At 38.1% G+C, this 24,709-nt stretch carries 14 protein-coding genes; 8 read left to right on the top strand and 6 right to left on the bottom strand.

Annotated features, from left to right (window positions below; translation table 11 throughout):
• The first annotated feature begins 4 nt into the window (after window positions 1-4).
• The 8 genes from GUU89_RS08795 to GUU89_RS08830 all read left to right on the top strand — a co-directional run bounded on the left by GUU89_RS08795 (window position 5) and on the right by GUU89_RS08830 (window position 12,905).
• Window positions 5-1,111 (top strand): fibronectin type III domain-containing protein, encoded by a 1,107-nt coding sequence (locus GUU89_RS08795; RefSeq protein WP_162127558.1) that lies wholly within the window; start codon window positions 5-7, stop codon window positions 1,109-1,111.
• 33 nt (window positions 1,112-1,144) lie between these two features.
• Complete coding sequence (locus GUU89_RS08800; RefSeq protein WP_162127559.1) at window positions 1,145-2,344, top strand: fibronectin type III domain-containing protein; 1,200 nt, start codon at window positions 1,145-1,147, stop codon at window positions 2,342-2,344.
• A 215-nt stretch (window positions 2,345-2,559) separates the two neighbouring features.
• Complete coding sequence (gene lon / locus GUU89_RS08805; RefSeq protein WP_162127560.1) at window positions 2,560-5,010, top strand: endopeptidase La; 2,451 nt, start codon at window positions 2,560-2,562, stop codon at window positions 5,008-5,010.
• Window positions 5,011-5,142: 132 nt separating this feature from the next.
• Window positions 5,143-6,174 carry a type IX secretion system protein PorQ gene (gene porQ / locus GUU89_RS08810; RefSeq protein WP_162127561.1) on the top strand — a complete coding sequence of 344 codons (1,032 nt, stop codon included), beginning with the start codon at window positions 5,143-5,145 and terminating at the stop codon, window positions 6,172-6,174.
• A 14-nt stretch (window positions 6,175-6,188) separates the two neighbouring features.
• Window positions 6,189-6,884, top strand: a complete 696-nt coding sequence (gene cmk / locus GUU89_RS08815; protein ID WP_162127562.1) for a (d)CMP kinase — start codon at window positions 6,189-6,191, stop codon at window positions 6,882-6,884.
• Window positions 6,885-6,952: 68 nt separating this feature from the next.
• A complete protein-coding gene (locus GUU89_RS08820) occupies window positions 6,953-8,206 on the top strand; it encodes a nucleoside permease (protein ID WP_162127563.1) in 1,254 nt (417 codons plus the stop codon).
• 346 nt (window positions 8,207-8,552) lie between these two features.
• The gene (gene rpsA / locus GUU89_RS08825) at window positions 8,553-10,325 is read left to right on the top strand and encodes a 30S ribosomal protein S1 (RefSeq protein ID WP_162127564.1); all 1,773 of its coding nucleotides are present in this window, start codon (window positions 8,553-8,555) and stop codon (window positions 10,323-10,325) included.
• A gap of 93 nt (window positions 10,326-10,418) precedes the next feature.
• Window positions 10,419-12,905, top strand: coding sequence for a DUF7619 domain-containing protein (locus GUU89_RS08830; protein ID WP_162127565.1), 2,487 nt, complete (start codon window positions 10,419-10,421; stop codon window positions 12,903-12,905).
• Between the two features lie 375 nt (window positions 12,906-13,280).
• Here GUU89_RS08830 and GUU89_RS08835 read toward each other — a convergent pair whose 3' ends face one another.
• The 6 genes from GUU89_RS08835 to GUU89_RS08860 all read right to left on the bottom strand — a co-directional run bounded on the left by GUU89_RS08835 (window position 13,281) and on the right by GUU89_RS08860 (window position 24,647).
• Complete coding sequence (locus GUU89_RS08835) at window positions 13,281-18,269, bottom strand: T9SS type B sorting domain-containing protein (protein ID WP_162127566.1); 4,989 nt, start codon at window positions 18,267-18,269, stop codon at window positions 13,281-13,283.
• Window positions 18,270-18,296: 27 nt separating this feature from the next.
• The gene (locus tag GUU89_RS08840; protein ID WP_162127567.1) at window positions 18,297-20,603 is read right to left on the bottom strand and encodes a T9SS type B sorting domain-containing protein; all 2,307 of its coding nucleotides are present in this window, start codon (window positions 20,601-20,603) and stop codon (window positions 18,297-18,299) included.
• 16 nt (window positions 20,604-20,619) lie between these two features.
• On the bottom strand, window positions 20,620-21,456 hold the full coding sequence (locus GUU89_RS08845; protein WP_162127568.1) for an ABC transporter permease: 837 nt from the start codon (window positions 21,454-21,456) through the stop codon (window positions 20,620-20,622).
• Window positions 21,457-21,465: 9 nt separating this feature from the next.
• Complete coding sequence (locus GUU89_RS08850; RefSeq protein WP_162127569.1) at window positions 21,466-22,362, bottom strand: ABC transporter ATP-binding protein; 897 nt, start codon at window positions 22,360-22,362, stop codon at window positions 21,466-21,468.
• 52 nt (window positions 22,363-22,414) lie between these two features.
• Window positions 22,415-22,678 carry a hypothetical protein gene (locus tag GUU89_RS08855; protein WP_162127570.1) on the bottom strand — a complete coding sequence of 88 codons (264 nt, stop codon included), beginning with the start codon at window positions 22,676-22,678 and terminating at the stop codon, window positions 22,415-22,417.
• 130 nt (window positions 22,679-22,808) lie between these two features.
• A complete protein-coding gene (locus GUU89_RS08860) occupies window positions 22,809-24,647 on the bottom strand; it encodes a BamA/TamA family outer membrane protein (RefSeq protein WP_162127571.1) in 1,839 nt (612 codons plus the stop codon).
• Window positions 24,648-24,709 lie beyond the last annotated feature (62 nt).

The following is a 24,709-nucleotide window of genomic DNA, read 5'->3' on the forward strand; positions in this document are numbered from 1 at the left end:
GATTATGAAAAACATAAAACAGATTCTGAGCATAGTGCTGTTGTTTTCGGTTTTCGCTTTTGTTTCTTGTGAAACGGAGCCTATTGACAGTGCTATAAACCTGGATGATTTTAATCAGCCTACTTGTAATGTACCGTCAGCTTTTCAGGCCAGTAGTTTTATCAATAATAATTCGATTAGCTTGAGTTGGGTAGCCGGAGGAGACGAAACCACATGGACCATTGAATATGGAGCTCAAGGATTTGTACAAGGAACCGGAACTACGGTAATTGCTTCTACAACTACCTATCTAGTGACCGGATTAAATTCTTCAAACAGTTACAGTTTTTATATAAAAGCAAACTGTAGTACAGATTCGAGTAGTCAATGGGTGGGTCCTGTAAATGTGCAGGGAATTGTTGTTAATCCTAATTGTCCTAATCCTTCCGGTTTAAGTGCCACTAGAGATACCACTACAAATACTAATGTAAATGTTGCCTGGACGCTAGGAGCCACAGAAGCTTCTTGGGAAATTCAATATGGAATGACAGGTTTCGTTATTGGTACCGGTAATTCAGTAATTTCAACTTCGACTACAAAACAAGTTACTGGGATATCAGCTACAGTTACTTATGATTTTTATGTAAGAGCTATTTGTTCAGCTACTCAAAATAGTGGTTGGATTGGTCCGATAGTGGTAAATGCAGTAACTCAAACTACTACTATTGCAGGAACTTATAAACTAACGGCTTTCAATACCTCACCTGCGACAGATTTGAATGGAGATGGGACTCCACACATCAATCAAATGGATGAAGTTGACTGTTTAAATAATATGTTTTTAACTATAAATGCCAACAATACTTATACGGCTGATGCAAAAGGAGTTGATCTTGATATTGTTAGCGGTAACTATACTTGTTTTGTAGATCCTACTGATACCGGAACTTGGGTGTTAAATGGTAATCAACTTACAGTAACAAGCAATGATACTACTTTAGATCCATTTACTTTTACTGTCTCAGGAAATACCCTTTCGAATTTAGTTCCCGCCGGAACAGTATACGACAATCAGAATGGTGTTGTTTTAGAAATAACGAGCGATATCACTACTATTTACACCAAACAATAATTTTTTTACAACAAGTAAAATTCACCAAACTATATGAATAAGATAAAATTTTTTACCGGATTATTTTTAATATTTACGGCGATAACCTTTAACTCTTGTGAAACAGAGCCTATTGACAGTGCTATCGATTTGGATGATTTTAATCAACCTACTTGTAATGCACCGTCAGCTTTTCAGGCCAGTAGTTTTATCAATAATAACTCGATTAGTTTGAGTTGGGTAGCCGGAGGAGATGAAACCACATGGACGATTGAATACGGTGCTCAAGGATTTGTGCAAGGAACCGGAACTTCGGTAATTGCTACAACAACAACCTATGTAGTGACCGGATTAAATTTTTCAAACAGTTACAGTTTTTATGTAAAAGCAAACTGTAGTGCTGATTCGGGCAGCCAATGGGTGGGTCCAGTAAATGTACAGGGCGTTGTGGTTGTTAATCCTAACTGTCCTAATCCTTCTAATTTAACTGCTACCAGAGATACCACTACAAACACTAATGTAAATGTTACCTGGACAGCAGGAGCCACAGAAACTTCTTGGGAAATCCAATACGGGATGACAGGTTTCGTGGTTGGAACTGGTACTCCGGTAACTTCTACTACTACATCAAAATTAGTTTCCGGGGTTTCAGCCACGGTAGCTTACGATTTTTATGTCAGAGCCACATGTTCAGCTACTCAAAACAGCAGTTGGATAGGGCCAATTACTGTATCTGCTGCTATTACCAATCCAACGACACCGGTTGCGTACATGAATGCAACTGTTAATGGACAGCCTTTTACCGGTATGAAGCCTTATTATTATCCGTTCACCGGTTTAAAAGCGAAACAAGAAATAAGTAGCTTAAATGAGGATAGAATTTTAGTGATTCAAGGAGACACCGATCCGCTTAATCCTACGCCTAACAATTTTGTTCAAATCAATATAAAAATTAATAAACAGTACTGGGCACCGGGAACCTATCAGGTAAATCCTGATAACCCTACAGATCCTGAAAAAATTATATCAGCTGATATCATCATTGTGAATGCAACGAATCCATGGGATACTTATGAAGATGAGCTTCAAGGAACCTTTACCATAACCGAGTTTAATCCTGCTACTAAAAGAATAAAAGGAACCTTCAGTTTTCCTTATATGTTAAATGATGCTAACGATGTAGTAACAGGTCCGTTCCAAGTAACAAATGGTTCATTCGACTTTGAATGTGAAGATGCTATTTTCCTGCCTTAAAAAGAAAATAAAGTAAAAAATCCGCCATTTCGGCGGATTTTTTTTTGGCACAATCCTTGCCCTATAAGTGCACTAATCGATTTAATCCGTTGGGATGTCGATTTTATGCCATTACAATTGTTATACAACGATTTTAATTTATTTGTTGAAAAAGTTGCCCTACATTTGTGTAGCATCGACTAGTTTATAATGTCATTTTGACCTAAAAAAATACCATGCCAAACCACAACATTTTTTCTTTTGACAATCTGTCACTACAAGAATTCGATACCGAAACCGATTTAATTCCTCTTTTGACCCCCGAAGATGAGGAAGAAATGAATAAAGAAGAACTGCCGGATTCTTTACCCATTTTGCCTTTACGCAACACGGTTCTTTTTCCGGGCGTAGTTATTCCAATTTCTGCCGGAAGAGATAAATCCATCAAGTTGATTAACGATGCCAATGCCGGAAATAAAATCATAGGGGTTGTAGCTCAAAAAAACGAAGAAGACGAAGATCCTACCAAAAATGATATTTACACCGTTGGTACAGTAGCTCAAATTTTGCGAGTACTAAAAATGCCCGATGGAAATATTACTGTTATCCTGCAAGGAAAAAAACGTTTTGCTATTGATGCCGTTACTTCTGAAAAGCCATATTTGAGAGCCAGTATTAAAGAAGTTGAAGAAAAACGTCCCGGAAAACACGATACCGAATTTCAAGCGATAATCGATTCTACCAGAGAATTGGCTGTCCAAATCATAAAGGAAAGTCCGAACATTCCAACGGAAGCTACTTTTGCCATTAAAAATATTGAAAGCCAGTCTTTTCTAATCAATTTTGTTTCTTCCAACATGAACCTTACGGTGAAAGAGAAACAGGATTTGTTAATGATTAATGTTTTAAAAGAAAGAGCGCTGGAAACCCTGCGATATATGAATGTAGAGTTGCAAAAACTGGAGCTGAAAAATGATATTCAGTCTAAAGTTCGTTTTGATTTAGACCAACAACAACGCGAATATTTTCTTCATCAGCAAATGAAAACTATCCAAGAAGAGTTGGGAGGTGTTTCGTATGAAGAGGAAATCGAAGAAATGCGTCAAAAAGCCAAAACCAAAACTTGGAACGAAAAAACAAAAAAGCATTTTGAAAAAGAACTTTCGAAGATGCAACGCATGAATCCACAGGCTCCTGATTTTGGTATCCAAAGAAACTATTTAGAACTGTTTTTAGAATTGCCCTGGAATCATTTTACCAAAGATAATTTTGATTTAAAACGAGCTCAAAAAATATTGGACCGTGACCATTTCGGTTTGGAAGATGTTAAGAAAAGAATCATTGAGCACTTGGCCGTTTTAAAATTGCGCAACGATATGAAATCGCCTATCCTTTGTTTGACTGGCCCTCCCGGAGTTGGTAAAACGTCTATTGGAAAATCAATTGCTGAAGCCTTGGGCAGAGAGTATGTTCGTATTTCCTTAGGAGGTTTACGTGATGAAGCCGAAATTCGCGGACATCGTAAAACCTATATTGGGGCTATGCCGGGAAGAATTATTCAAAGCTTAAAAAAAGCTGGAACTTCGAATCCTGTTTTTGTTTTAGATGAAATTGATAAATTGTCCAACAGCCATCAAGGCGATCCTTCCTCAGCATTGCTCGAAGTTTTAGATCCGGAACAGAATAGTGATTTCTATGATAATTTCTTAGAAATGGGCTATGACTTATCTAAGGTAATGTTTATAGCCACTTCCAATAACATGGCGGCAATACAACCGGCTTTGAAAGACCGTATGGAAGTCATCAAAATGACCGGTTACACTATCGAAGAAAAAGTGGAGATTGCCCGTCAGCATTTATTGCCAAAACAATTAAAAGAACACGGACTTTCTGCCAAAGATTTAACGGTAGGTAAAAAACAATTAGAAAAAATTGTTGAAGGCTACACTCGTGAATCGGGGGTTCGTAGTTTGGAAAATAAAATTGCACAAGTCATTCGAAATGCAGCCAAATCGGTAGCAATGGAAGAAGAATACAACCAGAAAATCACGGATGAAGATATTGTTAAAATCTTGGGTGCACCTAAATTAGAACGCGACAAATCTGAAAGTAATGATGTGGCCGGAGTGGTAACAGGATTGGCTTGGACATCCGTTGGAGGGGATATATTATTCATTGAATCTTTGATTTCACAAGGAAAAGGCAACCTAACCTTAACCGGAAATTTAGGAACCGTGATGAAGGAATCGGCAACCATTGCTTTAGAATACATTAAAGCCAACGCAGAGATTTTCGGTTTAGATCCTGAAATGATTTCCAAATACAACATTCACTTACACGTACCGGAAGGAGCTACGCCCAAAGACGGACCAAGTGCCGGTATTGCGATGCTGACTTCGTTGGTTTCGTTACTGACCCAAAGAAAAATAAAGAAAAATTTGGCCATGACCGGAGAGATTACCCTTCGTGGTAAAGTATTGCCTGTTGGTGGTATTAAGGAGAAAATCTTAGCCGCCAAAAGAGCTAACATCAAAGAAATCATTTTATGTCACGAAAACAAAAGTGATATTGATGAAATCAAACCGGAGTATATTGCCGGATTGACTTTCCATTATGTGAAAGAAATGAGCGAAGTTATTGATGTAGCACTTACCAATCAGAAAGTAAAGAACGCTAAGAAATTATAAGTTTCAATAAAAATAAAACCCCTAAGGCATGAGTAAAATAACGCTTATGCCTTTTTCTTTTAACTTTTTTTCATCCATAATAAAATAATATCTTCGCATTTCCGTTATAGTATGTAGCATAAGCCATTTTTGATGTTTAGAAAATTAATTTGTATTGTATTTTACCTCACCGCTTTAACCACTTTTGGGCAAGTGGGAGGGAAGTCGGTATATCAATTTCTAAACTTAGTCACTTCCCCGCGACAAGCTGCTTTGGGCGGAAAGGTCTTGACGTTTTATGATCAGGATGTTAACCAAGCACATTTCAATCCGGCTACAATTAATCCGGAAATGGATAATAAACTGGCCTTGAATTACGGCAGTTATTTTGGCGAAGTAACTTATGGAACGGCTGCCTATGCTTATACGTATGACCGCCACGTGCAAACCTTTTTCGGTGGGGTGAATTATGTCAACTACGGAAAATTTGACGGTTATGACGAAAATGGCCAGCAAACATCCAGTTTTACCGGAAGTGAAATCGCCCTGACTTTTGGCTATGCTTATAATATTCCGAATTCTGATTTTTATATTGGAGCCAATGCCAAAATGATTTCTTCAACCTTAGAAAGTTATAATTCTTTTGGTGCTGCGGTTGATTTAGGCGCATTATTTATTGATACCCGAAACGATGTAAATTGGGCTTTGGTCATTCGAAACATAGGAACGCAAATTACGCCTTATTCGGAAACTCGCGAAAAATTACCTTTAGAAGTAATGGTTGGTGTTTCACAATTAATGGAAAATGTTCCGATTCGTTGGCATTTAACGTTAGAAAACATGCAGCAATGGCAATTGGCTTTCTCTAATCCGAACAGGGCGCAGGGCTCTTTAGACGGAGGGTCGACTCCTGAAAAAGTCTCTATTTTTAATAATGCTTTACGTCATGTGGTAGTGGGAGCGGAGTTATTTCCGGATAAAGGATTCAATATTCGACTAGGGTATAACTTCAGAAGAGCGGAAGAATTACGTATTTTAGAACAACGAAATTTTTCGGGACTTTCAGTTGGTTTTGGATTGAGAGTCAATAACTTGAAATTCAATTATTCTTATTCAAGATATACTTTGGCCGCGAATACCAGTTTGTTTGGATTAACTATAGATTTTTCGGGCAACCGATATTAAAAATAATAAAAATTGTGAGTAAAAAAATTACCATTGCCATCGACGGATTTTCCTCTACCGGAAAAAGCACTTTAGCCAAACAACTAGCCAAACACTTGGGTTATGTTTATGTAGATACTGGTGCAATGTACCGTGCGGTTACTTATTTTGCCATGCAAAACGGTTACATTACGGCCGATTACTTTGATAAAGAAACCTTAATCAACAGTTTGCCTTCCATTCGTTTGCACTTTGAATTTAATGCTGAATTGGGTTTTGCTGAAATGTTTTTAAACGATGTCAATGTTGAAACTGAAATCAGAACGATAGAAGTATCCAATTTTGTGAGTCAAGTAGCTGAGGTTTCTGAAGTTCGTGCCAAATTGGTAGAACAGCAACAAGCCATGGGCAAAGGCAAAGGGATAGTGATGGATGGTCGCGATATAGGCACGGTAGTTTTTCCGAAAGCTGAGCTTAAAGTTTTCATGACGGCAAGCGCTCAAACCCGTGCTCAAAGACGTTTTGACGAGTTGCAAGCCAAAGGACAAAATGTTTCGTTTGAAGAAGTGTTGAAAAACGTTGAAGGCCGCGATTATATTGATACCCACCGCGAGGATTCTCCTTTGCGTAAGGCTGATGACGCTGTTGAAATAGATAATTCTTACCTCACTCGAGAGGAACAATTTGCTGCCGTTTTAGAAATGGTGGATGAGGTGACGAAATCGTTGTAAATATTTGTTTGTCTCAATTAAAATAGTAGATTTACGGGCTATTTTCTTTAAACCAAAAACTATTATTTATGAGTATAAAATTGAGATTAACGTTGATGAGCTTCCTCCAGTTCTTTGTTTGGGGAGCTTGGTTAATTACCGTAGGAAACTATTGGTTTGGTACCAAACAATGGAGCGGCGAGCAATTCGGAGCTATCTTTTCTACCTTAGGCCTTTCTTCTATTGTAATGCCTGCCATCACAGGAATCATTGCCGATAAATGGATTAATGCCGAAAATCTTTATGGTATTTTGCATATCCTAGGTGGAATTGCACTTTTGTATATACCGCAGGTTGATAATCCGACCACTTTTTATTGGGTAATTTTTGCCGCTATGTTGTGCTATATGCCCACCATTTCTTTGTCCAATTCAGTAGCTTATAACATTTTGAAAAATAATAATTTTGATGTGGTGAAAGTATTTCCGCCTATCAGAGTTTGGGGAACCATTGGGTTTATTGCCGCGATGTGGTTGACCAATTTGTCAGGAAATAAAGCTTCGGCTAATATGTTTTATATATCGGCTATTTCGGCTGTAATTCTGGGGATTTATTCCTTTACGTTACCAAAATGTCCACCGCAAAAGTTGATTGCTGAGAATGCAACCTTGGCCCAAAAACTAGGGTTAGATGCTTTTAAATTATTCGGAACCTACAAAATGGCGTTGTTCTTTTTGTTCTCTATGTTTTTAGGAGGTGCCTTGCAGTTGACCAATATGTATGGTGATGTATTTTTATCTGAGTTTGGGAAAGTACCGGAATATGCTAATAGTATTATTGTGACCAAATCTACTTTGGTGATGTCGATTTCACAGATATCGGAAACCTTGTTTATTTTGGCAATTCCTTTCTTCTTAAAGCGCTTTGGTATCAAACAAGTAATGTTGATTTCAATGTTGGCTTGGGTACTGCGTTTTGGTTTGTTTGCCTACGGAAATCCGGCTGACGGACTTTGGATGATTATCATGTCGTGCATCGTATACGGAATGGCGTTTGACTTCTTCAATATTTCAGGTTCACTTTTTGTGGAAACCACAACCGATTCTAAGATTCGTTCTTCGGCTCAAGGCTTGTTTATGATGATGTCTAATGGTTTTGGGGCTTTCTTTGGCGGATTAGTAAGCGGTTATATTATTGATGAGTTCTTTACGCATGATGGCACTCGCGACTGGCACAGCATTTGGCTTTCGTTTGCCGGATATGCTTTGGTGATTGCTATTGCCTTTGCCATTTTGTTCAAGCACAAGCACAATCCGAATGATGTGGCGAATGTGAGTCATTAGAAAAAATATTTTTATGGTAATAACCCTTTCAGCATTTCAACCGTTGAAAGGGTTTTTTATGTCATGCCCTTCCCGTTTAGCCCTGATGGGAGCTGGCTACCGTGTAGCGCGGACAGTAGGAATTGCGTTTCTCGGAATGCCCAAGCCATTCGCTTCTTAAAATCAGCCTTTTGGAAGTTAAATTTCTCACTGTAAATATTTTGTAATTAAGATTTTATGCTTACTTTTGCACACCTTTTGGCGAAGAAGAGTTTCCTTTAGGTATCAACTATTTAAATCTAACACTGTTGTGTTTTTATTTGCATTATGAAACTCAAAGAACATAACATACAAATTTTTTATCAGCATGGCTGTATTAAACAAAGAACAAGAAGCGTTTTTAAATGAATTTAACTGGCATAACTATGCCGAAGGAATTGACGCAGTAGATCAAAAAAACTTAGAAGAGTTTGAAAACTTAGTTACTAAAACTTTCATTTCAACGGATCAAGAAGAAGTTGTAGAAGGTGTAGTAGTAAGAATTACTGACAGAGACGCAATTGTTGACATTAACGCGAAATCAGAAGGAGTTATCTCTTTGAATGAGTTCCGTTACAACCCAGCATTAAAAGTGGGTGACAAAGTAGAAGTATTGATTGACGTTCGTGAGGACAAAACAGGTCAGTTGGTATTATCTCACAGAAAAGCAAGAACTATCAAATCATGGGATAGAGTTATTGCAGCTAACGAAACAGGAGAAATCGTTAACGGTTTCGTTAAATGTAGAACTAAAGGTGGTATGATCGTTGACGTATTCGGAATCGAAGCGTTCTTACCGGGTTCACAAATTGATGTGAAACCAATCCGTGATTACGATGTATACGTAAACAAAATGATGGAGTTCAAAGTGGTAAAAATTAACCACGAATTCAAAAACGTTGTTGTTTCGCACAAAGCGCTTATCGAAGCGGATATCGAAGTTCAGAAAAAAGAAATCATCGGTCAATTAGAAAAAGGACAAGTATTAGAAGGAGTTGTGAAAAACATCACTTCTTATGGTGTGTTCATTGACTTAGGTGGTGTTGACGGATTAATCCACATTACTGACTTGTCTTGGTCAAGAATTAACCACCCAAGTGAAGTATTGGAATTAGACCAAAAATTGAACGTAGTTATCCTTGATTTTGATGATGAGAAAACAAGAATCCAATTAGGTTTAAAACAATTAAACGCTCACCCATGGGATGCTCTTGGAGCTGAACTTAAAGTAGGTGACAAAGTGAAAGGTAAAGTAGTAGTTATTGCTGATTACGGTGCTTTCATTGAAGTTGCTGAAGGTGTTGAAGGTTTAATCCACGTTTCTGAAATGTCTTGGTCTACACACTTACGTAGTGCTCAGGATTTCGTAAAAGTTGGTGATGTTGTTGAAGCAGTTGTGTTGACTTTAGACAGAGACGAAAGAAAAATGTCTTTAGGTATCAAACAAATGACGCAAGATCCATGGACAGATATTACAGCTAAATACCCTGTAGGTTCTAAACACACAGGAATCGTTAGAAACTTTACTAACTTCGGTATATTCGTTGAGTTAGAAGAAGGTATCGACGGTTTAGTATACATCTCTGATTTGTCTTGGACTAAGAAAATCAAACACCCATCAGAATTTGTTAACGTTGGTGACAAATTAGATGTAGTAGTATTAGAGTTGGATGTTGACGGACGTAAATTATCTTTAGGTCACAAACAAACTACGGCTAACCCTTGGGACAAACATGAAGATGCTTTCGCTGTTGGAACTATCCACACCGGAACTATCGCTGAGATTGTTGACAAAGGAGCTACTGTAGATTTCGGAGATGATGTAGTTGCGTTTATCCCAACTCGTCACTTAGAGAAAGAAGACGGTAAGAAATTGAAAAAAGGTGACGAAGCACAATTCAAAGTAATTGAGTTCAACAAAGAATTCAAAAGAGTAGTAGCTTCTCACACCGCTATCTTTAGAGAAGAAGAAGAGAAAAACGTTAAAGCAGTAGCTGAAGCGGTATCTTCTAACAACAATGCTCCGGCATCAACTCTTGGAGATAACAATGATATCCTTGCCGGATTAAAAGCAGAAATGGAAAAGAAAGAGAAAAAATAATTTTCTTTATTTCTTGATAAATAGAAAGCCCCGAGTAATCGGGGCTTTTTTTTGTAACTGTTTTTGTATATCTTTGAGTGATAAACTTGTCCTATGAAAAGACTATATACTTTTTTAATCCTGCTCTTTATTGTGTTTATTGGAAAGGCGCAGATAATTAATTTTCCTGATGCCCAGTTTAAAGCAAGATTGCTAACATCAGATACTAATAATGTAGTCGTAACCGATTTTTCGGGTAATTTTTTCCATCTCGATGTTAATAATGATGGGCAAATTCAGGTCAGTGAAGCTTTACTTGTAAAAGAAATGAATGTTGGAGGACAGAATGGAAGCAATATGTATTCCAATATGGGCGGTATTGAATATTTTACTAATATGATTTCGTTGAAGTGCTGGGGAAATCCTATAACTAGTTTAAATGTTTCCGGTTTACCACAGTTAAAGGAACTAAACTGTTGGGGAACCGAACTTACATCTTTAAACTTAACCAACCTGATAAATTTAGAAAAACTCTATTGTGGTGGCAATCCTCAACTAACCAATCTAACAGTGAGTAGTACCAATATTATCAATCATCTTAGTTGTGATGGAAACAACCTAACAACATTAAATTTATCACTTTATCCTCATCTAAAGTCTTTAGATTGTGGTTATAATCAGTTGACGAGTCTAGATGTAAGTGGTTTGCCGAATTTTGAAGATCTAAGATGTTACAATAATCAATTGAGTTCATTAAACATATCTGGATTAGTAAATCTTAAATATTTAAATTGTTCGGTTAACCCGCAATTGCCACTTATTGATTTTAGTTTGTTTCCCAACCTTGAAGGACTTAGCTGTAGTATGAATCCTTTACAAAATTCTCTTAATGTTACCGGGTTAACAAACCTAAAAGCACTATACTGTAGTGATTTAAACCTTACAAGTTTGGATTTGTCAACAAATTTACTGCTAGAACGGTTTTATTGTGTAAATAATCAATTGACAACTTTAGAACTTACAAATCACACCAATTTGCATTATTTGGATTGTAGCAACAACTTACTTAACACTTTATTTATAAAAGGAGCAACTATTCAGATAATGTCGTTAGATGATGTTTTTTTTGCAAATAATCCTAACTTGAGTTATATCTGTGCCAACGATACAATGCTTGATTATATTCAGTACAGAATAAATTCGTATAACTATTCTAATTGTTTTGTAAATTCTTATTGTTCATTCACACCATCAGGAACATATTATACCATTCAGGGAAGTAACAAATATGATGAGGACAGCAATGGATGCTCTCCTTCAGATATCAATTATCCTTTTCTGAAATTATTTTTTTCCAATGGAACCTCTTCGGGAAATTTAATTTCAAATGATTCTGGGAATTATACTATTCCGGTTCAGGGTGGTACACATACCATTACACCGGTATTGGAAAATCCTTCCTATTTCAACATTTCACCATCAACCACAACGGTTACGTTTCCAACAGAAACAAGTCCGTTTGACCAAAATTTTTGTATAGCTTCAAATGGTACTCACAATGATTTAGAAGTATTTCTTATTCCTTTAAATGTGTGCCGTCCCGGCTTTGATGTCAGATACAAAATTGTATGTAAAAATAAAGGAACCAATAGCCAATCGGGATCAGTTACTTTAAATTTTGATGATGCCATCTTAGATTACATTTCCGCAACTCCTGCTTTGAATAGTCAGATGACTAATAATTTGTCATGGAATTTTATCAATTTAGCTCCTTTTGAATCAAGAGAAATACAGCTGACATTACATCTAAATGGGCCAACAGAAGTACCCTCGGTAGATGGTGGCTCCATACTTAACTACACAACTACTATTTCAGGTTTAACAGATGAAACCCCAGATGATAATGTGGCAATATTTAACCAAAAAGCTGTTAATTCTTATGACCCTAATGATAAAACCTGTTTGGAAGGAGCTGTGATTTCACCAAGTGTGGTGGGTGAGTATGTGCATTACTTCATTCGTTTTGAAAACACAGGTACCGCTAATGCGGTAAATATAGTATTAAAAGATATTATTGACTCTACTAAATTTGATATCAATAGTTTATTACCAATAAATGGCAGCCACAATTTTGTGACCCGAATTGTCAATACCAATAAAGTCGAATTCATTTTCGAAAATATAAACCTGCCCTTTGATGATGCCAATAACGACGGATACGTTGCGTTTAAAATTAAAACTAAACCAACCTTAATAGTAGGCGATACTTTTAGTAATACTGCCAATATCTATTTTGATTACAATGCACCTATTGTTACCAATACAGCTATCACGACTGTGACGACCTTAGGAACTACTGATTTTGATTTCAATACCCTTTTCAGTCTGTCTCCGGTACCAGCTAAAAATGAGCTTACTATTACTTCAAAACAAAGCGTAACCATATCTTCCATCAGTATTTATAACATGTTGGGGCAATTAGTTGAAGTAGTGACTAATCCAGCTAATACCATTGATGTCACAAACCTGAAAGCCGGAAATTATTTTATTAAGATTATTAGCGATAAAGGAACTACAGCATCAAAATTCATAAAAGAATAAAGTAAAAGCCTCAAGTAATCGGGGCTTTTTTTTGTTCCTACTACTTCGAGTTCTCTTAGGAAGGGTTCTAGTTCTCTTCCGAAGAGAACCGATTCTCTAAATAAGGAAGTGATATCTCTAAATAAGGGTTTTAGTTCTCTTCCGAAGAGAACCGATTCTCTAAATAAGGGAGCGCAATCTCTAAATAAGGGTTTTAATTCTCTTCCGAAGAGAACTTATTCTCTAAATAAGGAAGTGATATCTCTAAATAAGGGTTTTAGTTCTCTTCCGAAGAGAATTGAGGCTTTTGTCAGTAGGTATCAATGTTTGGAGACCAACAAATTGATATTTAAAAATTACAATTCAAGTAATGCAACTAACTTTAGTTTCTTAGTACTATCGCTTTAAAGCAAAGTGTCCTTTTACATTGCGACCGTCAACAAACTGAATGTCGTACCAGTAATCATCAGCCGGCAGTTCATGGCCATTATAGGTGCCGTCCCAGCCATTGCTTATAGGCGACAGTTGTTTTACTAATTTTCCGAAGCGGTCAAAGATGTATACAATCGAATTGACATTGGGCGAAAGCAAACTAATTCCTCTCACATTCCAATAGTCGTGATAGCCATCGCCGTTGGGAGTAAAATACTGCGGAATACCCAGTACCGGAACTGATATAGGACCAATGATGCCACAACCGTTTTTATCGCGAACGTATAACTCATGGAGTCCCATCGGCACATTGGTAAAGAGGCCGGTGTCGCGATAAGGGCCGTTACTGTCATCTAGCGCGTATTCATAAATTCCGGAGCCTGTTACGGTTATGGCTACCGAATTGATTTCGGTTAAATCGGTTATGACAATATCCTGAATGCTGGCTATTTGGGAACTAATCACCGTTAACACTCGGGTTGCGGCGCAGCCAAAAGTATTGGTCACTCGTACACTATATACTCCGGTAGTGTTGACGGTAAGTGTAGGATTGATTTGTCCGGCCAGGATGTTGTTATTCAAATACCATTGAAAGGAATAGTTGGTTGTTGAGGAACCATCTTGAATTCCGGCATCTAAAGTAGCCTGTGTATCGGGGAGACAAATGAGTACGGTTTCTTCTTGGTCAATTTTTGGCAACGGATGTACCACAAACGGAATAATCATTTGGGCGGTACAAGCCGTATTGATAGGGTTTTCGACTACTACTTTTACGTTTTGCGTACTACTTGTGAAAGGATTTGGCAACGGACTAGGCAGCGGATTATTGTTGCCGTCAAAATAGTAAACGTTCATTCCGGTTTGTGTCCCGAGAAGAGTAGCCTCAAAATTGGTGGTGTCAAAATCGTGTTGCCCATCTTGATCGATTACAATAGCTTCATCATCACAAGTAGTAGTTAACGTTGCCGCAATAGGGAAGACTTCGGGTAAATCATCCACAATAAACTGCAAGGTTTCTTCCTCATAACAAGGACCGTCAGCGGATTGTGTATTGTTATTGCTGACTCTGATGGTAATGGTTTCATTGGTGTTGACCGGAAACGGGTTGGGTAAAGGCGAAGGAAGCGGAGTACCGTTGGCTCTGAAATATTTTACATTGACATTAGGCTGTCCGTTTACTACTGCTGCTTGAATTCCGGAAGTATCAAAACCGTAAGTTCCGTCCTGATTGTCATCGCAATGGCGAATCAGGTTGTTGGCATTTACCGGATAGGCAAAAGGCAAGGATTCTACCACCAGGTCAAACTTTTTAAAACCAAAGCAAGAGTTGTCTGCTGTGCTGTCTACACGAATCCAAATGGTTTGCGTACCGGGGAAACCAATGTTTCGGTAGTTGGAAGGGTCCGGAATAGCTAAAGAGTTTCCGGCGGCATCGGTTTCGGCCAAGAAATCGGCTTCGGTTTTATAATATTTTATAGAAACATTACTTGGTAAAAAGGCTAACAGGCTGTTGGTGATGGGGGTAAAATCGAACTTGGTTATGCCGTCACGGTCATCATTAACAGGATCAAGATAATCATCACACTTAAAGCGGTATTGGTTTTGCACCTGAAAGCTTGGCGGAATTTGTGTTACCGAAATAGTCAAATCAATGCGCGCTACTCTGAAACAGCCGTTACTGTTGACCACTCTGGCGTAAACGCTGGTGTTGCCGGTGGTGAAAGCAATAGGATTGGCAATTAAGAACGTATTGTTTTGGGTGTTGGCTGCTGCCAGATTGGTATAATAAGTAAAGGTTTCGTTCATGTAATTTGACGAAATCACATCATTTTTTTGCGTTAAATTGAAGGTAGAAATTCCATCCGTATTGTCATCACATTGTTTTAACGAGATAGGAGTAGTAATTACCGGAAGCGGATACGTGGTTAAAATACCTCCGGTGGAATATAGCCCGCAACTGTTTCCGTTTTTATTTAAAAAGACACGGTATTGGTAGCCGACCATCGTTGGAGAAACATTGGAAATGGTTAACGTTACCGTAGTTACTCCGGAGTAAGTGGCATTATTGGTCAGCGTGGTCCAAGTAGCTCCGTTATCAGTAGACAATTGCCATTGATAGGAGTTTACCGGATTGGTTGTTATGGTAAAAGTAGCCGACTGTAATTCGCAAGCGATAACATTTTGAGGTTGAGTAGTAATGATAATCGGTGCGGCAATGATAAAATTAATACTGCCTTCGGTAGCATCGTTGCAGTTGTCGGCGTCGCTGTCTAAATCAATGTAATTGGCCATGCCATCCCCATCCGTATCGGCTAAAGTGTAGTTAAGAATTCCGCTGTCAGGCGAAGTTTCTAAACTGTTATGGAGTCCGTTGGTACCGAAGTTACCGGTCATTATGCCGCTGGTATTGCTGGCGTTTCCTGGGCTTCCGGATTCGATTATATCCACGATACCGTCATTGTCAGCATCTAAATCCAAATAATTCGGAATGCCGTCGCTGTCTGTATCAGCGGGGGTAATACCATTGGCAAAAATATTATCGATTCCATCACCGTTGGTATCTGCATTGGATAGCGGTGTTACCGTTTGTCCTTGCGATTCCACAAAATCGAGGATGCTGTCGTTGTCACTGTCATAATCATCCTGATCGGGTATGCCGTCGTTATCCGAATCTTTAGGGATGCAGGTTGCCAACAATCTCATGGTAGCTTTATTGCCCACATTGTCAGACAGATTTCGGTGCTTAAAGCTTATAGTACCTGAGCTTTTGGTCAGGAATTTAAAGGTACCGGTGCCGGCGGCCAGCGGAATAGTATTGTTTAATCGGAATCGGATTTCGAAAGAGGAGAATTGGGTAACGCCACTTTCATAAAAACCATCATAATTAGTGTCAATCAACAATTGGTTGTCCGGATTTAAAACGGTGATTGTTTTATTTATGGGTGAATTGATGGTGTATTCTCCGTTAGAATCGAGCAAGTCGGTGGCATTGGCCGTCGTAACATATTCTAAACTAAGCGAAATCGGTTGAGCAAACGTCATTTGATATTTTACCCAGTTGGTCTTTCCGGGCGGAATATCGGTTACAAAGCTACCATCGGCATTTCCGGTGAAAGGGGTTGGACTGGCAGTAGCTGAGGTTGTGACTGCTCCGGTAAAAGAATTAGAATAAGGCCCGACAGTAATAGTTCCGGAAGCTGTATTGGCTAGAGAAACAGACTGGTTGCCAAAGGATTCTGTGCAATTGGTGATGCCGTCATTGTCATTATCCAAATCGATATTGTCATTTGTACCATCATTATCAGTATCTGCGGCACAGGCACTGACCGGAATTTCTGCGGAATAGAAATCGGTACTACAAGCGCTTAAAGTGGCTTTAACTTTGTAAAAACCAGGTTGGGTAGGCGTATAAGTGTTGGCAGTGGCACCTGTAATGGGGGTTCCGTTAAAATACCATTGAAAGAGATCAAAACCACTGATGGCGTTGACTTGTAAATCAACAAAAGGAATGCAAGTGGAGGTTGCTGTGGCTTGAGGTTGCAGAATAATCTCAGGGTCAAAGGTAAATCCAGAATAATACCCGCCATAAGTAGCCGCACTACTCGAACCATAGTAGGAAAGGTACACCTGCTCTGATGAAAAAACAGAAACATTTCCGGTTAGGTTTTCAAAAGTATAGGTTACATAATTAGCATTACCGGTTACGGCTAACGGGCCGTTGACATTGATTCCGGAGGGTAAAGTGGCTAAGCTGTAATTGGTTCCGTCAATAATAAAATCAAGAGAAGCTCCGGCTTTAGTAACAATACAAACCGTTCCGAAAAAATCGGTTAAACCACCCACTTCGTTGATAAAAGGAATATTATTTATGGTTTTGGGTGTTTGACAGCTTAATGGAGGCAGAAAGTGCATGTTTTGATTGGCCTGACTTGAGGTACCGCCTATACCTTGATAAGCAAAAACATTTTTAGAGGCACTTACATATAGGTTTCCATTGGCCGAAAAGGCACTTCCGTCGAGAGCTAAATAGTCGCCGGCATTTAAGGTGGTGTAAGGAGTTGCGTTGCCATCTAAATAGATAGCGGTGTTGTCTTCATTTGCAACCAATAGTGGTCGTTCGGTTACATCAATTCCGGAGCCTTTGACAAAAATATATTCTTGACCGGTTCTTTCGGCGGAAACAATTTGGTCAAAACCTAAATCGATATTAGCATCATTATTTCCATTGGTTCCGGCAAAAGAGCCACAGTTTACTGCTATTGGTTTGTTAGAGGTAATGGAAGCCCCGATTAATCCGTCTCTATTGCCGTCTGTTGGGCCTTCTACGGCTATGACATAACTTTCGCCGGCATTGAGTGTTATATCGCTTGGGGTATTTGAAGCGGCAGTATTGTTGATTAAATCTACTCCGGGTTTTATATCGCCAAAAGAAACAACGGTATTGTTTTCGGTTGCCAGTATGGAAGCAAAAGTATAATGCGTATCAGTAATGGCGCTGATACCGGTGTTGATAAAGGCGCCGATTCTGAATTGGGTTCCGAGCGCGGCGCTACCTTTTGAAACAAGGCCACCTGCCTGAAAGTTTTGATTAGATGCTGTTAATCTGACGGTGACGTAAATTAAATCTTCAGCTTGAACGATGAATCCTTTATTGTCTTTAACCGTATTAACATCGCTTCTTGAAATTAATAATTGGGTGTCATAGCCTGTGCCAATAACATACACAAAAGGTGCGTCGCGGCTAACAGTACCGGTAATCGTATTGCCGCCAATTTCCTGAATTTGAAAATTGACAGGGGTAATGCTGGGACATGAAATATACATAGACTGACCTTGAGGCACAGCGGAAGCAGAATCAGTATTGGATAATGGTGGTATATAATGGGTTTTACTAAATTGGGCTGTTGTGGATAAGGACAGCAAAAAAGCAAAAAGCGCAACAATCTTTTTCATTGGATAAAATTAGTAAAAAAAAAGCATTTATCGCTTGAGGGCAAAATGGCCTTTGATGATTCTGCCATTGTTTAAAGTGATGACAAACCAATAATCATCAGCGAAAAGTTCCTGTTGATTTAGTTTACCATTCCAACCCGGGTGGTTGGCATCAAAGCTGTAAATGAATTTGCCGTAACGATCAAAAATGGAGATTATGGCATTGGGGTAGTAAAATAAATTTTTAATTTGCCAAGTGTCGTTAATGCCATCTCCGTTTGGAGTGAAAAATTTGGGATAATCCAGTACAAAGATATGGTCTATGGCATTAGGATTACAGCCGTTTTGGTCGCGAACTACAATGTTGTATTCATTGGGCGTTACATTGGTAAACAATGAACTACTTTGAAAATGAATGCCGTCCAAAGCATATTCATAATCCCCACTGCCGCTTACATTAATTTGAACCGTATTGCTGTTTTCTGAAAAATCACCAATGTCAACCGAAGTAATTATCGGCGCACTGGAGGCTACTACAGTAAATATTTTTGTAACACTACAACCATTGGAATTGGTTACCGTTACGGTATAAGTTCCTGAAGTTAGTAACGGAATAGATGAGGTGGTGGCTCCGGTATTCCAAGTATAACTGCTGAATCCTGTTGGTACGGATAAGGTGGTTGTTGTTTTACCATCACACAGAAACACGGTTTCATCATTAAAATTGGCAGGATTGAATGTAATACTTTGTAAAGGCACCGGGATAATACCATAACAATCAGGGCCATTTACAATTCGGGCAAAAATGATTTGGTTGGGTGTAGTTGTATTGGTAAAAATATTGGGTAATGCATTAGTTTGATTGGCCGCATTGGCCGCAGTCAAGTAATATTCTACCAACAATCCGTTGGGTAAGGTGTTTAGTACTTTAGGAGTTACTTGTTGATTTAAATCGATAGCCGTAAATCCATCATGGGTGCCATCTTCATCACAAATCTTAATTTGATTTATTATTGGCATGGGATTGTCGGCTATTTGAAGGTTTATGGTAACATAGCTGTCACAACCAAATGAATTTGTTACCGCAGCCACAACCTGACTAGTAGTGTTGTTTTGAAAAGCGGTAGTATTGGTAATTGCATTAAGATGATGTTGAGCATCATACAGATTTGAATAATACACAACTGTATTACCCGATGAGCTTCCTTGTATAATTGGGGTCAGCTTTGTTAAATTAAAAAAAGCTATACCATCGTTATTGTCGTCGCATTGTACGAGAGTGATAGGAGCAGTGCTGGGCATCCCAACGTATTCAATAGTAACTTCGCCTTCTGCTATGCAGCTGGTGCTGTTTAATGTTATTTCTACTTTGTAAACTCCGGCGCTGGTAACGGTATAAGTTGGATTAGTTTCGCCTAGCAGTTCTACATTGTTTTTGAACCATTTATAAGTATTGGTGCCGGGTTCGGTTGCATCCAGCACATAAGTATCGCTGTTGCAAAGCGGATTGTTGTTGGCTATTAATCGGTCAGGACCTAAATCGGTACCCACACTAAAACTTCCACCGCCAAGAAAGATAGCAGAATCGTATTGCGGATTGGTTTCATCGGCAATTACTAATTTAATGTGATAGGTAGTTCCCGGAATTACATTAGCTTTTGCAGTCATTATAGCGGTTTGTCCGTCAAAATTGATGGGAGCTGTGCTGTCATTATAACTTCCGAAAAAAGAGTCGTTTTCTGCCGGACAACCTGAATTACCTGGGATGTCAGGATGTACGGTTGTTACTTTTACGGGTATTGATGTATTGGGGATTAATGCTAAGTTTTGATAACTGTCGGGACTTCCGGCGACTTTTAATAAAAAAGCAAACCCATCTGAATAATGGCAAGGTGCTGTACCGTGATATTCTTCTGAAGCAAAAATATAATCAAAACTGATTTGACTGGTTAGCGGTGTAAAATCAAACTCGAGTACGGTAGCATTGGAAGTATTGGATATGGATAATGCCTGTTCTAAATCGGGGTCACCCAGCCAACCCGGTGCATCGTCACTAAGGAGAGAGATGTTGGGACCTTGTGTGCCGATAGCGGTACTTGTACTTAATACGATACCATTTGCAAAAGGAAAGCTACTGGTTCCGGCTGTAAAATAACCAAAACTTTGTTCCCCTGAACCAAAATTCCCTCCACTTACACTGAAATTTGCTACGTTGGCACAAGGGCTGTTAATTAAAACATTTTCTACTAATTGCTGTGCCGTGTAGGTATCAGTAACCGTGATGTTTTGCGCCCAAATAGTTTTCGGGGAAAAACAACAAAGCAAAATAAAAAATAAAATTCGCAATAGCTTCATAGCATCCGCAAAGATACTATAAATCTCTTTTTTTGATGATTTTATACGATAAGAATATGAAAAGGGCTGTCCACGCCAAAACGATTAACAGTGACGTAAAGTGCACATCATAATCTTTAATATCATTGTCGCCAATGGTAGTCTTTATACTTTTGATTATAGACAATCGGGTAAAAGGTTCTACGATTAAATTGCTCATGGCTTCCAGCGGGAAGAACTGCATAATTTGGGCTGCGGTTTCGCTCTTCGGGAAAATTTTAAAGGTTAAAATTCCTTTGGCTATTCCTTCAATGATATTCCATACAAACAAAAAACCGATGGCGAATGCAGAACGTTTTACTAATACACCAAGGAACAAACAGAAAGAGAAAAAGCCAACCAGTTTTATAAAATAGGCCAATAGGTATTCCAGTCCCGAAAATACTATACTCAATTCCGTATAAGAAGAGAAGCTGTATCCTAAAAGTAAGGACATGATAAAAATAAAAACTGTAGAGGTAAAGGCAAAAAGAATGACAGTTAAGAATTTGGAGAGTACAAATTCCTGTTTGCTCATCCCGTCGATGAGGTTTTGTTTTAAAGTACCGTAGCTGTATTCATTTGCCATCATTGAAACAATAACGATGGCTAAAAAGAACTTTAATATGGCGGCAATGTAGGTGTTAAAGTGCCAAATAAACGGAAAATTGAAAATGCCCATTTCGGCAAAATGAATTTTAAAATTGCCGATATCAAATTTGATGGAAGCTATTAAAGCAATGAAAGAAAGAATCACAAAATAACTTATGGTTAGTATTCTGCTGGCTCTGTTTTTCCAGATTTTTTGTAATTCTATGGCTAGTAATCTTTTCATGACAGGCTGTTATTTGTTGGTTAATGCTAAAAATTGTTGTTCCAAGCTTATTTTTTTCTGAACTAAGTGATTCAAACAAATGCCTTTGTCAAACAAATACTTATTTAGTTGTGCTGCGTCTACCTTGTTTTTAAAATACACAATTATTTTTCCTTCGGTTTCCGAAATTTTATCGGTTTCCGGATGATTTTTTAAAGCTTCCGTAAGTGTGGTATTGTTATCGGCCTGTAATTCAAAAAAGCCGCTTTGGTTGGTCATTCCGTCAACAGTGCCGGTATATAAAACTTCACCAAAACGCAAAACTAAAACATGGCTACATACTTTTTCGACTTCGTCTAATAAATGCGAAGCCAATAAAATCGTGGTGCCTTGTGAAGCAATCAGCTTAATGATGTCGCGAATTTGATGAATCCCTTGCGGGTCTAAGCCATTGGTAGGTTCATCTAAGATTAAAATTTCAGGGTCGTTTAATAGGGCAGAAGCAATGGCCAAGCGTTGTTTCATTCCCAATGAAAAGGTTTTGAACTTGCTGTCTTTGCGATCCATCAGTCCAACGATTTCTAACTTTTCGTTTACTTTGGAGTAGTCAATTCCCTTGATTTTGCAAACCAATTCCAGGTTTTCTTTGGCCGACATATAAGGGTAGAAATTGGGTCTTTCGATAATGGCACCTACTTTTTTCAGCGCTTCATGGGTTTGCATAGCGCCATCAAACCAACTGTATTCACCAGAAGTTTTGTTGACTACATTCAATACAATTCCTAAAGTGGTGGATTTTCCGCTGCCGTTGGGACCCAAGATTCCGTAGACATTGCCTTTGTGTATTTCGAGAGAAACGTCTTTTACTGCATGAATTTTGCCGTACCGTTTGTTCAGCTTTTTGATGGAAAGAATAGTTGATTCCAAGGGTTAAGTTTTTAAGGTTTGCTGGTTTGACGATTGAAACCTTAGTTTGTTACTATTCTTTTTTTGTAAAATAAAAACGGGCGATAAATTGCTTTTTTAATTGAAGATAAAATAAAGTTTCATTAATTTCTTTCAGCTTTGAGGTCAGTGTTATTTTATGTCCACGGCTGTCATTAGTAGCCTGCATCTTGCAAACTTCACATTCAAATTCGCTAAAATGATTGTTGACTTTTTTGGTCTCAACAAAACGATGTCCTAGTAAGGAACAGAGATAATTTTTTTTCACCATTCCTTCGGGTAAGTAGTTTGTTTTCATACAAATAAGGTGTTGGTTTCGGGTAAGTAAACATACAGATTAACCGATTAAGAGCAAAATATAATCGTTAAAATACACGTTTTTAACTATTTATAATAAAAATTACTTACAAATTAATGTAATCCGATGGCTATTTGAAAGGAACAATAACCGGTTGTCCAATTTGAAAGTCAGGTAAAATCAAATCGTCGTTTTTGAGCGTATTGGTTTTGAAAAGATTGGTGCCTTCATACGGAATGGAAGGATAGAAAGAAAATGAAATCTGGAAACTGTTGAACACCAAATAATCATTATTTATTAAAACACCTAAACTGAATTTAGAATATAAGCGTTGGTTGAAAACTTCATCCGTTTCATTACCTAATAACCCAAAAGTCATGTTATAAAAGGGGCTGAAGTGAAAACCATGCCAATTGCCGGGAACGTAAGTTTGGGTTTGAAAACCGACTGAAAGTTTACGTATACCGCTTATCAATGGGTTAGTAAAACCCGAAATACCATTGGCATCAGAAAAAGAAAGACGGTCTTTGATAATTGGCGCTCTGTGATTTCCAATAACTAGTGTCGGATTTATAAATTGTCGAATTTTCCATCCGCCCAATGAAAGCAAATTGGTAAAATAGTTCCCTTCAATTCGAAAAGTAGTTTCTTCGGTACAGCCATTATTATAAAAGCTACCCCACTGAATATTGGTGCCCAGATAGCCAAAATCAAAATAATTCCCGTAAGCAAATCGTCCGCCAAAATAAGCCCGTTTCAGATTGTTCTTTTCTTGTACTCCACCGGTTATGGCATAAACCTGACCATACGGAACGTCTTCAATTATACCAAAATTGAAAAGGTATTTGTCTTCGGCAAACTTTCGGGTATTTAAACCAATGCTGGCCAAATATAATTTTTCACTCGAAAAAAACTTAGTAGGATCATAAGTCAAAGTAGGCTCTTCTATATAAGTAGTGCTCTTATAACCAATGGTAGTAACCAAATTAGTAGTTCGGTAATCCTCGTTTTTACCGCCAAAAATCTTGAAAGAATGACCTGCCCAATATTCCTGTGTTTCTAATTTGAAGCGCTGTTTGGCAAATACCCCGGCATTATCGGGAAGAGAGTCAATATAAAATCGATTTTCTAAAAAAAGACCACCGGCTAATCGGGTGAATGGAGAGAAAAATTGGCGTTCCACTCGCGCACTTTTGGTCGTGAAATTATCAATTGAATTTTCATAAGTAAATGTGGTGTTAATAAAAGTATTTTTAATATTACTGATGGTATATTTGGCTTTGTAAGCATTTTGTCCGGTTTCGAAACGACGGTTAATGTCATTTTCAAATTCGTGTCCTAATCCAAAGAAATTACGCTCTGTTAATTCAAAACTACCTTGAGTGTTAGATATGGCTCCGGTTGGAATCAAACTCCAGGAGTCTAAAACGCGTACTGAAATATCTATAGAATCATTGCAATTCGGAATTTCTACAGGTTTGATGATGACACTTCTAACGTAACGTTGTTTTCGAATTAAACGCTCTGATTCTTTGGCAACCAAGGAATCCAAAGGTTCATTTTTCTTAAATAAAAGCAAGTTGCGAATCGTCCAGTTTTTGGATTTGATGTGAAGATTGTTACCAAATTTTTCAAAACCTTTTTCGGGAACATCTTTGTAATTGTCAACAGAATATCCAAAAGGGTCCAAAGTTTCTATAGTAATACTTCGGATAATTTTACCTTCGTTGCGGTCAAAAGATTTTTTGATAAAATAACGCTTTCTCTTGGTGTTGGTGGAGGGTGTAGATTTTCTTTGTGATCGAAATAAAAGCCTGTAAACAAAACTATTGACTTTACTTTTTTTCGAATAGGTTTCTATTTTTTTATAGACTTTGACGGAATCATTACCACTATTTTTCTCTTGTGCCTCGCTTTGGAGGCCAGCAGTTATTAAAAGGAAAATAAAAAATAGGTATTTGAATTTCATAGTCAGTTCGAATCAAGCAAATATAATAGCTTTTGACAAGCTTAATTTATATAATTTTCGGT

Source organism: Flavobacterium phycosphaerae (genome assembly GCF_010119235.1).
Taxonomy (GTDB): Bacteria; Bacteroidota; Bacteroidia; order Flavobacteriales; family Flavobacteriaceae; genus Flavobacterium; species Flavobacterium phycosphaerae.